Origin of the sequence: Flavobacterium cheongpyeongense, from assembly GCF_003202435.1 — a bacterium.
In the GTDB taxonomy this organism is placed as follows: domain Bacteria; phylum Bacteroidota; class Bacteroidia; order Flavobacteriales; family Flavobacteriaceae; genus Flavobacterium; species Flavobacterium cheongpyeongense.
In genome coordinates, this window is sequence record NZ_QJHK01000009.1 from 59,358 (window position 1) to 72,624 (window position 13,267).

Genomic DNA, 13,267 nt, shown 5'->3' on the forward strand with positions numbered 1-13,267 from the left:
ATTTAGGGTTAAGATTTACCTTTTAATTTATCAGCCATATAATTATCCTTGTCCTTGAAGTAAGGCGCAGAATTTCCGGAATCTGATATGCTTTGATACATACGACCGGCAGCATTCCCCATAGCATCCGCTACCATTGTTGTCCCTTGAGATGTAGTATTGACAATGGAAGTTGTAGAATTACTAAACATACTGGTCACTTTTTGTCCCAGTGCACCGCCACCTCCGGCATGAACAATGTAATTAGCAACAGAAGGGACAGTGAAATAACCTATAATTCCAATAATCATAAAGACCAGATAGGCAACATCAGTCCTGCTAAAGAAAGTCTCTCCATATTCTCCTGCTTGCGCAATATCAATCTTTAGCATATTCTCCTGAATTTTTCCGATGATGCTTCCAAATATGTTAGCCACGGGAAGCCACAGATAGATATTGATGTAACGTGCCAGCCAGACGGTAAGGGTGTGTTGAAAACCATCGAAGACCGAAATGCCAAAAACGATTGGACCTAAAATAGAAAGTACCACCAATTGAAAAGTCCGCAGTGTATCGATGCACAGGGAAGCAGCTTCAAATAATACACGCAGTACCTCGCTCATCCATTCTTTTACTGAATTGCGGAAATTATAAGAGGCCTTGCTCATGGCAAATTTGATGTCATTTCCAATACCATCCAGCATTCCCTGACCACTTGGATCTGCATCATCATGGGTATATCGGTACCATTTATCCTGGTCTCCGCTTCCTGTAGATCCCACATACATTTTCCAGGGATCTGTTTCTTTGAGCGCTTCTTCTTTTTCTTTAAGCAGTCTTTCAATCGCTTTATTAGATCCTTCCACCATTGCAGCAGTTGCTGTAACAGTAGGTTTCATGACACCATTAATCATATAGAGGACAGAGGGAAAAATCATAATACAAAATCCAATAACAAAGGGACGAAAGAGTGGATAGAAGTCGATGGGTTCAGCACTGGCAATATGTCTCCAGACTCTTGAGGCGATATACCACATAGCGGCAAAACCGGCAAGTCCCTGTCCGACGCCAATCAGATTACTGCATAAGGGCATCATTTCATCATACAATTGTTCCAGTACACTATGCAGTCCGTTCATGTCGTCTGCAATTCCTTGTGCCTGTATCGTAAATGGCAATATCATTGCAGGAAGAACAAGTATTATTTGCTTATTTATCTTTATCATAACAGTGGATATTTAGTTATTTAACTTATAAATACTGCGCATTGCCTGCGTATCATTATGCTCTTTTGCAGGCTGTAAAGCCAGTACAGCAGTATTATTGTTGAAGTTTCTCAGGAACAAAAGTTTGTCCTGCATATCTGCATATATTTTGTCAATAGCGGCCAGCCTTTCATCATCCGACATTCGCATTTTATTTGCGGTAATCACCGACGTCAGTTCATCAAGATTTCTAAGACTTTGCTTAAAAAGATTATCGTACACCCTTTCGAAATAGGCAATTTCTTCAGCATTGAAATTTTTACTGTCCCTAAAGCGGCTAAAAGCGGACTTGTATTCTTTTACCAAGAGCACCTGATAATTCACAATATCACCTATACGCCTGTAATTCTTAACTGTGGGGCTAACCTGCATGAGCGCATCAAGAAATGTTTCATGAAGGTTGAAATTTCCTTCAGACAAATCTTTTACAGTATTATAGCCTCCACTTAGTATTTCATAGCCCTTTTTCATATCCTTTAAAATCTGTTTGAACTGGGCCAATTTCTCTATGTTCAAAATCAATTGCTGGATTTCCTGTTTTTGAGCGGTTATCGGGGATGGAAATAGCAATCCGGTAAACACAATTCCTACAATCAGTAATTTTTTCATGGCAAATCAGTATTTATGCCGTTCAGGACACGGCTGTTTTTTGCTTCTTTCAATTCGGTTGCTTTTGATACAGCCAGGATTTTAGTTTCATTACTGAAGCTCTCAGAAAAAGCGTAGTTATCCAGCATATTCTGGTAAATCATATCAATGCGTTTCATTCGTTCATCATCTTTCATTTCTAAATTTCCGTCCGTAACGATTGTTAGAAGCTCATCCAGATTGGTATCACAATTTTTGATTACCCTTTCAAAGACCCTTTTGATATAATCGACTTCATCTCCATGAAGCAAATCATCCTGCCGGATTTGCTGATGTAAGCTCTTGTAGCTTTTCATGATTTTTGTCTGGAGCCCTATAATTTCCGTAACCCTTGCATACTTTTTTATTTTGGGATTGACTGTCTTTAGGGAATTCAGGTAATCGGTATGAAGATTAAATTCTCCACGTTTGAACTCTCCTATGGTATTGAGTCCTTTTTTGACTGCGGAATAGCCTTTTTGAGCATATCCGATATAGACTTGCAGGGCTGCTATTTGCTCTAAAAGCATCCTTTGCTGTTTTGCCTGTGCCTGAAGATTCCCTGTGGCCAGTGCAGTAAAAAGCACTACTAAAAATATCTTTTTCATGATTTTATTTGTTGTTTACGGAATTCCGTAAAATTGTTTAACGGATTTGACATCATGCTCTGTTTTGGCTCTTTGAAGGCTCAGTAGTATATTCTGTCTGTTGAAGAGTGTCAGATCATCATAATTAGCATCAATCTGATCTGCAGCAGCATTAATAATCTCCAGTCTTTTGGCATCACTCATCTGGGTGGTAAAAGAATCCAATACAAGGAAAATCTGATCGATGTTCTTCAGGCTTTCATCGAGTATTCCCGAATACACACTTTGCATGTAATCGAGTTCGCTGGCCTTAAAATGAGCATCCTTTTGAAACAGGTTCCACGCTCTTTCGTATTCATCTACCAAACGAACCTGCTTTTCACTGATATCTTTGATACGCTGGTAATAGGTAATAATGGATTTAACTTTTGCCAGTTCCTCATAATAATTCTTGTAGAGTTCTTTTTGTTTCTGGGTCCAATCTGAAATCTCATCCAGCTTTAGTTTGGAGAGTACATTTTCTATTTTTTTCTGCGCATTCTGCAGCCAGATCGTTTTGTTTTGCAGTTTTTGGATCCTAAGGTCAATAGCCTTAATTACTTTTTTGGCAACCGCTTTTACGATTTCTAAAATCGGTATTGCTGCAACCGTTGCCGGTCTTGCCGGAGTGCTAATCAGTAAACAGCACAACAGGCAAATCATGATTTTCTTTTTTGTTTTCATAAGTATTGTTGTTTAGTTTTCATATTTTTTATGCTCTTAAGTCTTTGGCAAGTGCCGCAATGCCTTTTCTGATGTCTCCATCAAATTTCTTAGCATAGGCCTGTACTTTTACTTTTTCGGTTTCTTCGGTGGTGTAGGCGTAATATTCCTCAAGGGATACCTCGGTACGGTATACTTTAGACTGCATACCTCCAAGGGAGATAAATACTTCTTTGTATTTCTTATCAGGATCATTGGCTTTGTTTACAGATAATACCAATGCTTTTTCCTTTTCGGTAAGCCCAAGCAATTCCTGAATTTGTTCGAATTTGTTTTGATACTTGCTTTGGTCCAATAATATCTTGCAGTCACTGTTATTGATAATAGCTTGCTTCACAACAGGAGAGGATATAATATCTTCTACTTCCTGTGTGACTACTATAGCCTCTCCAAAGAATTTACGAACAGTCTTGAATAAATACCGAATATATTCTGCCATTCCTTCCTTGGCAATAGCTTTCCAGGCTTCTTCAATCAGGATCATTTTACGGACTCCTTTAAGCTTGCGCATTTTACTGATAAAGACTTCCATGATAATGATGGTCACCACTGGAAAGAGTATCGGATGGTCTTTGATATTATCGAGTTCAAAAACAATAAAACGTTCTTTCAACAGATCCAAATTCTCCGTAGCGTTGAGCAGGTAATCAAATTCTCCTCCCTTGTAGTAAGGACGCAGTACGTACAGAAAATTGTTTACATCAAAATCCTTTTCCTTTACCTTGTCACCCTCTAATATGGATACAAACTCATTTTTTAGAAATTCATAAAAGCTGTCAAAGCAGGGAAACAAATCGCAATTGCTATCTAACTTTTCATAATACAATTGAAGCGCATTGGACAGTGCAACATATTCACTTCGATTGAATGTTTCATTGTCTTTTTTCCAGAGTGCTAAGAGCAATGTTTTAATACTTTCTTTTTTCTCGGTATCCAGAGAATCTCCTTCGCTGATATAAAAGGGATTAAACCGAATTGGGTTCTTTTCATCGTAAGTAAAGTAGTAGCCCTTGACCATATCACATAGTCCCTTGTAGCTGTGTCCAACATCAACAAGTACAACATGGGTTCCCTGCTCATAGTAACTTCTAACCATATGGTTGGTAAAAAAGGACTTTCCGCTTCCCGATGGTCCTAGTATGAATTTGTTTCTATTGGTACAAATCCCCATTTTAACAGGCTCGTCGCTAATGTCGACATGAACCGGTTTTCCTGTCAAACGGTCTCCTAATCGAATTCCAGTTGGACTAAGGGAAGAACGATAGCCTGTTTCCAGATTCAGGAAGCATGTGGCTTGTTCTGTGAATGTATCGAAAGTGTCATTCATTGGAAAATCTGCGGAATTCCCGGGAATTCCTGCCCAAAATATTTGTGCTGCGCCTACTGTTTCTTGTTTAGCAGCGGCATCCATCTGAGCTAATGCTGAAGAAACTTTATTCTTCAGGTCTTTGAGTTCTTCTTTATTATCTGCCCAGATCAGCACATTAAAATGTGCTTTTACAGGCAGTCGCTGTTGGCTGATAGCATCGTTAAGAAAATCATTGGTGGCATCACGGGCAATAAGGTTCTCCCTGCTGTAGGCTGATAAGGATTGTAATCGCAGTCTTTTGCTTTCCAGTTTTTGCAAAGTTTTTTGGAAATCCTCTATGAAAACATATTGATTATAAATGTGGTTACAGGAAAGTAATTGACCAAGAGTTGAGGCAAATCCAATACTGAATTTGGTTTTATCAGTGGAATACCTATCATAATTAATCCTCGAACCGCAAAGGGCAGGCAGATCGGCTGCATCCCCCAACGTATAAATCTGGCAGTGTTTGTCTCCTACCTGCAGGCCATCATCAAAAGCAATGTCTTTAAAAACAAATGAGTTTTGTTTTTCAGACAAAAAACAATATTGTTCAATGATACCGATCTTTCTGCTATGGCTTCTGAGTTCATCGTTACCAAGACGGGTGAGTTTCACAAAACCACTGTCTTCCAGTATGCGTCTGAATTGTCCGGTACTGTCAATAAATTCCTGACGCAATTGTGCTTTTAATGTTTCTTCAGGAACAATAGAAGCTCTCAATAAATTTGAAAATAGGGAACTTGACGTTTTTCTGCCTGCCGGTTTTTTGGTCAGGAAAATGTAACAGGAATGATCCAGAAAGGGACGTTCATTAAAAAAGCGTTCACTGCTTCGGGTAAGAAAACTCGAATCTTCGCTTGTGAAATCGGGTTCAAACTTGCTGTCTATAAACCAGTCCTGCTTATGGAATACGCTAAATTTCGGCAATAACTTTATGGCTTTGAGCCACGCCTGATGGAATGCTTCGTATTCCTGATCTGACAAGGTAAATATCTCTGGCAGTTCCGCTTTGAATACCACTGTAACATCTCCTTGTTTGGACAGGATACAATCATGTTCTACATCCATAATCGGTAAAATATCATCTATCATCTTTTCCATCATCCTCTTTTTTACCGCTCAGGTAATACTGAGCAAATTCTACTTCGTCATCATAAAAATTTTTCTGCTTTGCGATTTCACAGCTTTGGGAACCTGTCGTTTCGCGAGCGCTTTCATCATTCCATGTTCACCGTATTGTTGGCTCATTTTATATATTTTCAAAACCCACAATGTTCCTGAAACACCAATAATTCCGATACAGATAATTGAGGGTAAGCCTGCTATATACATAATGGCAAACAGTATCATAAGCACAATTACACCGCCGCCCAAATACCAGATATACTGCGCCTTTAACCCTTTAAACTCTATGCTCTGGTTAATTCCTTTGTTGATTTGATACACACTGTTTGACATGGTCTTTATTTTAAAATTTCATCCTGCTGCTGCGTCTCATCTCCGAAAAAGAGCGCTCCTGCCATTTATCACTATTGCTTTCTGCCGCTTTGAAACCCTGTGATTCTTCACTGCTTTTTACTGGCAGTTGAATTACCGGAGTTGTATCCGTTAGTTTTGTTTCATTACTGAGACTAGCCTCTTGCGGATTGGCTTCTTTCAATTGGTTCTCCTGAATTTTCAGGGCTATTTCCCTTTCCAGACTAAAGAGGTCGCTTTTCATTTTTTGCAGCTCATCTTCCTGACTAAATACTCTTGTGGTTAATTTTTGTAATTCCGGCAGTTGATTTTCAATATCATTCAAGGACTTTTGGTATTTAGACCTGAGATGTTCCACCTTATCAATGGCATTTAAAAAGTGGCGGGCTGCCAATTTTGGATTGTCCACATTTGGAGTTCCTCCATTGGAAGTATATTTAATGCCATCCTCCAAGCGTTGTGCATAAAAGCTGTTGGAGTAACGGTACTGGTACAAACCATCATTTTGATAGGCTTCACGTTCTCTTTTTATATAGAGTCCAAAATCATATAACTTCCCAATTTGTTTGGCCTGGTTTTCTCCTTCTGGAGGTTTCCAGTTTTTATAGAGCAGGATAATTTCTTTGCCGATACTTTCTGGATCTGCTGTCTTGCAGTCATACAACTCTATAGGATTCGCTTTGGAACCATCAGGCTCATACTTCAGATTGTTTTTGTAAAAGCTGTGATCGGCAGTTAGTTTGTCCAGTGTTCTAGTGGTGATTCCTTTTTCCTCCATTAGGTATTCAACCTGATATTTAGTTCTGGAAATTTCCTTGTAATGTGCTTTTTTAAGGCTTTCCATTACCGTTACTTTTTTCTCCAATTTTGATTTTTCCAGTAATGAAGTATCACCTGATAATACTGCGATATATTCTGAAAAGTTCATTCCACTTTGCTCATCCATGGCTCCCTCATCAATAGTCCTCACATTAAGTTCACAGTTTTTCATCTGACTGATAAAAGTCTGTTTGTTCTTCAAAAGGTTGAATTTGTAATTGTCCAGGGATTGCTCTGTGGCATAGATGAAATTTTTTACTTTATTCCCATAATGCTGTTTGGCGACTTCATTACCTTGTCTGCTGCCTCGGCCGTTGCGTTGTCCCAGATCTGATGGTCTCCAGGGAATATCCATATGATGCATCGCCACAACACGCTTCTGCACATTAAGTCCGGTGCCTGCTTTTTCTGTACTGCCCAAAAGAATACGTATCTCACCTGTATTCATTTTAGAAAATAACTCTGGTTTCTTCTTATCGGTCCAATCGTGTATATAGGTAATCTCATGAGCTGGGATATTAAAATCCCTTACCAATTTTTCTTTAAGAGCATCGTACATATTAAAGTCATCCGGCTTGGGTGTCCCGATATCCGAAAAAACAATCTGAGTGCCTTTATGCTCCATGGAACCCTGATAAATTTCAGCCACATTTCTGGCGCATGTATTGACCTTATTATTCGGGTGATCACCATATCTTTCATTTATCAGCCTCATATCGGCAGCCATTTTTTTAGCGTAATTAGTAGCGATTAGCATCCTGCCTTTGTCTTCCTGCGAGGTAAGAGGTGCCCTGCCAATAAGTGTCGCATTACCTGTTTTGGCAAACTGCATGAGCTGGGTAATAAACTCGGTTTGTTCAGGTGTCGGGCTGACATTGATAAGTCGCTCTTCAATTTCAGGTTTGTCCAGATCAATATGTTTGGCTGTTTTGTAATCGGTAATCTCATTATAGAACAGCGCCAGTTCCGGAACTTTAATAAAATGGCGAAAACGCTCCTTGGCAATAATCTCATTGGTGACCGAAAATTCAAAATCAGTTGTTTTTCTGGCAAAAACAGCTGCCCATCCGTCAAAGTTTTCAATACGTTGCCGTTCCATTTCTTTAGGGCGCAGGTATTTAAAAAGCAGGTACATTTCTGTCAGACTGTTTGAAATAGGAGTACCGGAAAGAAAGGTCACACACAGATCCGAATCGAATTTTTCCTGAAGCGTGCGTACCGCAAATAACATATTAAGCGCCTTTTGGCTTCCCTGCATATTTCCAATTCCGGCAACACGGTCATGACGGGTAGTGAAAGTCAGGTTTTTGAATTTGTGAGATTCATCTACAAACAAATGATCAATCCCCATTTCTTTAAAGTTGATGCCGCTGTCCTTTTTATCTTCTATATCTTTCAGCAGTGTTTTTAGTCTGCCATCCAGATTATTTTTTCGTATTTCAAGACCTTTTAATATTTTCTTGGAGATATCGCCTCCCAAATCTCTGGCCGTATCAAGGTCCCGTTCTATATTATCCAGCTCATTTTGTAATATCTCTTTTTGTATTTCGGGTGACTGCGGAATTTTACCAAACTGATCGTGTGTTAAAATGATACAGTCCCAATTATTATTTTTAATCTCATGGAAGAGTCTCATTCTTTTGGCTGGGATAAAATCATTTTCACCAGGTGCTAAAATCCGGGCATTGGGATAAGCCTTTCTATAGGTTGCAGCAATTTGATTTACATTCGCATTCAATGCCAGTATTGCAGGCTTATGAATAATTCCTAATCGTTTCATTTCATTGGCAGCCACAATCATGGTTAATGTCTTTCCAAGCCCAACCTCATGATCGATTAAAGCGCCACGGTTCTGAATGATACGCCATGCCGCATTTTTCTGAGAACTGTACAAGTCTTCAATCTCCAGGGCTTTTTTATCCAAACCCGGAAAGCTCAGATGACTTCCATTATATTCTCGCAATACGTAACAATTAAACGTATTGTTATAGAGATTTTCCAATTCATTTTTGTCATTTATTGGCAATTCCTGCAGCCACTCAATAAAACCATTACGGATATTTTCAATTTTTTGATGGGCAAGCTGTATAGCTTCATTATCGGGCAGTCGGATGGGTTTGCCACCTGCTCCCTCAACTTCATAGGTAAAAAAGGGAGCCGTATTTTCGAGCGCATGCTCCAATATGGTGTATCCATAAGTTGTTCTGCCACTTTTTGGAGTTACCGAAAATTCTCTGTCTATTTTGGTATTGTGTCCTGTACTTACTTTAAAGGTATCTAGTGATGGGAAATAATTAATTTCAGTTGGCTGGTCAAATAATTTTCCGGCAAAACTTTCATAGTATCGGTTGGGAATCCATCGCTCGCCAAGATTGAAATCGAGTAATTCAAAAGGGATACGCTCGGGCTGTACTTTTTCCAGTGCCTGCAATCCTTTGTAGTATTGTGTGTTTTCAGGGTATAGCTGCACAGCCTGTTTAGCCTGTTGTAACTTTTCTACAACATTGCCGCTTAAATAGAGGTCTGAAGTTTCCCAATTCTGATCTGTAGGATTCAAATAGATATGATGGTTCAGACGTTCTATAACCTCATTTTGTTCAAGTCCTGTTGCAGCAGTTATAAATCCTAAGTCAACAGCTCCTTTTTCATTCAGACTTCGGGCCAGCGCTTCAAAAGGATCATCTGTATAATAGCGCTCTTGCTGTTTTACTACAGATTCTATTAAAATATCCGACTTCACATAACGTTCGCCTTCTTTGCGTTCCAATGAAGAAAGAATGGTGAAACCGAAAGCGGAATCCTGCATGATTAACCTGCGATTCTCAGTACTGTTCAAAATACCATAGTGGGAAACAAATTTGGTATACTGCTCATCTAGATTTTTCCGAACCTGTTCACTGCCAGCTTTATCTGATTGCTCTTTCTCAAACAATTCCAGATAATGATCCCGAATAGCAATATAGGAATTATAGAATTTCAGATTGCCTTGTGATACTAATGGTTGGAAAAAGGCTTGTTTGTGCTGCTCATTGATATCACTGATAATTCCAACAGATTCTCCAACTCTAACCAGAGTGCCTTCTGTATAAAAAGATTTCAATGAAGCAACTTCTTCATAAAGTCGTTTTTCAAGGTTAAAAGCAGGTTCAAGGGTTTTATCTCCTTCATAAATATATTTGTGATCATAGTATTGAAGGGTATTGGATAAAGCCAATAATTCATGTGGCAGTAATCCGCCATTCATCCAATTGGCTGAAAAGCCATTGATTTCTTTTACATTGGAATATAATTTATACAGGTATCGATTAGTCTTAATTTGTTTAGCAGTGATAAGCACCACATTTTCATGTGAGGGATTATCATTTGTGCGTATGGTACTGAGTATTCGTGCTGTTTTTTTATCCACTACAGTTTCATCAAGAGGATTGAGGTAATCCATAGCACGGTTGATATTCTCTGCAGGCACAGTATCAAACAAGCCAAGCTGGACTGAAATACCGCTTGCTTTACTCTCTGGCATGGGTAAATAAGTGAATTTTTGTCCCATTGTTTCAGCAGGCTGAATTATCTCCGTTTTTTGAGCCTGCTCAAAGCGTTCGGGGACAAAGTTTTCTTTTAATCCCTTGGTAATATTTTCTCTAAGACGGTTTCCAATAGAATTAATATCACCGTTTTGTCTCACGCTTTGGTGCGCCTGTCCGTATTGGTTTTTACCGGCTTGTATTTCATTCCCAATTATGAGCTCTTCTCTATTGTGCAGATATTTATTAATACTGTATTTTCCAAATTCATTTTCGAGTTCAACGGTTTGCAGCAGCTCATTTTCATTGTCAGACAGCCTTTCTTTGTTTCCATTTTTTTGGACGATAAGCAAATGATTTGGAGCATCGGTGTTTCCTGTTTCTTTCATTAGGTTGTCAGGCATAACTGCGACACTCACAAAATCTGCTTTTTGAAAAAGATATGCTCGTACACTCTGATTGGAAGGACTGTTTAAAAAACCGTCTGTTGTAATATAAGCCATAAGACCGCCATCAGCCAGTTTGTCCAATCCTTTTGCAAAGAAGTAATTGTGAATTTTCCCCGAAATCGCTTTATCGGGATAGGCTTGGTCATAAACAGAAAAATTACCAAAAGGAATATTGCTGACCACAAGATCATAACTGCCGTTATCATTTGTTGGAGCTTCTTCGAGTCCTATTACATGTGTGGTATTTTGGGTCGAAAGTGTACTACTTAATACTGAAAGCACCAGTCCGCTCAATCGGTCTTTTTCCACAGCAGTAATTTGTTCCAAACTTGAAAATGCTCTGTCTGCTTCAGTCATAAAAATGCCTGATCCTGCTGATGGCTCGTATAATCTTTTAGGATTAATACCTTGTTCTTCCAAAGCAGTGTACAAAGTGCTCGGTACTATTTCCGGTGTATAAAATGCGGTAAGGACACTATTACGAAGTGAAGAAATAACTGAATTATAATCTTTTTCAGAATAGTGTTCCTGCAGTATTGTGTGCAATCGTGTCATTTCAGGATACAGCTTCAGATCTTCTTTAGTTGCGCCGGATTTTGTCCAGTCTTCAGTAGTACCATGATATAATACAGCCTTGATACCGCCAAATCCGGCATATGCCTTAAGCGCGTCAACTGCTTCTGCTGATAAAGCATCACCTTGCTGCCAGTGCATTGCAATGGTAATCGCCTGGATATTGGCACTTAGTTTTTGGGATAGATTGTAAGCCATAATTACTCCTTTTCATACTACATGCTATAAATAGCTCAATTCAAATAGTCAGCAATCTGACCAATAAGGGCATTTCTCAAATTAGGATCTTCTTCATTTTCTTTAGTAAAACCAATGGTTTCAAAAATGGGCCTGCAGCTTTCGATAAGGTTGATTACCTCATAGGTTAGGATACCTGACTCCTGAAAAGCGGCATAGGTTTTCTCAAACTCATCTGAAAGCAGGGAGCGGATATATAAAAACCGGGAAGGTTTAAGATCTTCGGTAAGTACATTGAGACAGATTTCTTCGATGATATATTGAGGTGTATCATCAGATAACATATCGTCCAATATGGGTTTTACACTACTTATTTTCTCATTGAGATAATCCAATACACTATAATCTTCCTGTAGTGTAAACATCAAATCGGGATTGTTATGGATAATGTAAAACCATAACTTTTCTTTGAGTAAATCTTCCATAACGATTTGTTTTAAATCCCAAAGAAGGATTTGATTACGGTAGCTACTACTACCAGAAAAACACAGCTTCCAAACCAAGCTGCCGCTACTTTTCCAGTATCGGGATCACCTGCGTTCCATTTTTGATATACTTTCACAGCACCGATGAGTCCCAATAGTGCTCCTACGGCATACATCAGTTCCGTTCCTGCATCAAAGTAACTTCGTACTTGTTGGTTGGCTTCATTGATTCCTGCCAGACCATCTTGGGCGTAGGTTTCATAACTGATCACAAAAAGGATTTGTATCAGAAGCATACAGATACTATTTGTTTTTTGCTCAATAAACTTTTTAAAATTCCTGTTCCATTTTTTCATCACACATTATTTTTAAAGTTTAAAAATTCAGAAAAAAACGGAGGTGTAGCCGCTGCCGCAGTTCCACTTTCCTGTTACATCTGCCATACTGCGCCGGGATGGACAGGGGCAATTCCTCCGTTAAATTGTTTTAGAGTTTATTCCCAAAGAGCTTCTGCTTCCTTCTGGGTTAAAGTAATTGATTCGAGTTTGTCACATTCTGAAACTATCAACTCACTTACTGAAGAATTAAAAGCGGAATTTTTCACAGAAGGAAATTCTCTTAGGATAAGCTGCAGATAATAGGTAAATTCTTTTTTGACTAATTTTTTCTTTGCTGCATCTGCTATAAAACTTTTTAATCGTGCCACCAAAGTATCAACGTCCTGAAAGGTAGTGTCAAACTCTCCGAAGGAAGTTTGGTTTGAAATCAGTTCAGGAGAATCCTGATCCTTTAATTCGGGTTCAATATCTTGGTAATTTGGATTTTCAAATCCACGGAATTGAAGTTTCCGCTTTCCTGATATGACTTCTTTGAGGTCATCAAAATAAAATCGAAATCCAACAAATAAATACCAGCTTGCCAATAGCAGAATAACTACAACCATGTAATTACCCCATGAAATGTTTGTAAACATACCTCATAATTTTATCGTTCTACATTAGTTCTCACAATCCCGGCAAATGGATAATTCCAAACCAGGTTCTTCATCATTTACAAGGCAAAGAAACGATAGAGATAAAACTGATACAAGTACAACTTTTTGTTGTACCCCAGTTGTACCCCATTGAACCCCCAGTAAAATCAAGAATAAAAAATTAAAAAAAATGGAAGAAAAATAAAAGCCTCCCGAGTGGGGA

At 38.8% G+C, this 13,267-nt stretch carries 10 protein-coding genes; all 10 read right to left on the reverse strand.

Annotated features, from left to right (window positions below; translation table 11 throughout):
- Nucleotides 1-8: 8 nt before the first annotated feature.
- Complete coding sequence (traJ, locus tag DMB65_RS11660; RefSeq protein ID WP_110306826.1) at nucleotides 9-1,205, reverse strand: conjugative transposon protein TraJ; 1,197 nt, start codon at nucleotides 1,203-1,205, stop codon at nucleotides 9-11.
- Between the two features lie 12 nt (nucleotides 1,206-1,217).
- Nucleotides 1,218-1,853: a TerB family tellurite resistance protein gene (locus tag DMB65_RS11665; protein WP_110306827.1), complete on the reverse strand. Its 636-nt coding sequence runs from the start codon at nucleotides 1,851-1,853 to the stop codon at nucleotides 1,218-1,220.
- Complete coding sequence (locus DMB65_RS11670) at nucleotides 1,850-2,479, reverse strand: hypothetical protein (RefSeq protein WP_110306828.1); 630 nt, start codon at nucleotides 2,477-2,479, stop codon at nucleotides 1,850-1,852. Before DMB65_RS11670 ends, DMB65_RS11665 begins: the two co-directional genes overlap by 4 nt.
- A gap of 15 nt (nucleotides 2,480-2,494) precedes the next feature.
- Nucleotides 2,495-3,181 (reverse strand): conjugal transfer protein TraI, encoded by a 687-nt coding sequence (locus DMB65_RS11675; protein WP_110306829.1) that lies wholly within the window; start codon nucleotides 3,179-3,181, stop codon nucleotides 2,495-2,497.
- A gap of 28 nt (nucleotides 3,182-3,209) precedes the next feature.
- Complete coding sequence (locus DMB65_RS11680; RefSeq protein ID WP_110306916.1) at nucleotides 3,210-5,672, reverse strand: TraG family conjugative transposon ATPase; 2,463 nt, start codon at nucleotides 5,670-5,672, stop codon at nucleotides 3,210-3,212.
- A gap of 39 nt (nucleotides 5,673-5,711) precedes the next feature.
- Nucleotides 5,712-6,029, reverse strand: a complete 318-nt coding sequence (locus DMB65_RS11685) for a DUF4133 domain-containing protein (protein ID WP_110306830.1) — start codon at nucleotides 6,027-6,029, stop codon at nucleotides 5,712-5,714.
- A 10-nt stretch (nucleotides 6,030-6,039) separates the two neighbouring features.
- A complete protein-coding gene (locus tag DMB65_RS11690) occupies nucleotides 6,040-11,607 on the reverse strand; it encodes a helicase-related protein (RefSeq protein WP_110306831.1) in 5,568 nt (1,855 codons plus the stop codon).
- A 35-nt stretch (nucleotides 11,608-11,642) separates the two neighbouring features.
- Nucleotides 11,643-12,071 carry a DUF1896 family protein gene (locus DMB65_RS11695; protein WP_110306832.1) on the reverse strand — a complete coding sequence of 143 codons (429 nt, stop codon included), beginning with the start codon at nucleotides 12,069-12,071 and terminating at the stop codon, nucleotides 11,643-11,645.
- An 11-nt stretch (nucleotides 12,072-12,082) separates the two neighbouring features.
- Nucleotides 12,083-12,427, reverse strand: coding sequence for a DUF4134 domain-containing protein (locus DMB65_RS11700; RefSeq protein WP_110306833.1), 345 nt, complete (start codon nucleotides 12,425-12,427; stop codon nucleotides 12,083-12,085).
- 137 nt (nucleotides 12,428-12,564) lie between these two features.
- Nucleotides 12,565-13,044 carry a hypothetical protein gene (locus DMB65_RS11705; protein WP_110306834.1) on the reverse strand — a complete coding sequence of 160 codons (480 nt, stop codon included), beginning with the start codon at nucleotides 13,042-13,044 and terminating at the stop codon, nucleotides 12,565-12,567.
- Between the last annotated feature and the right edge of the window lie 223 nt (nucleotides 13,045-13,267).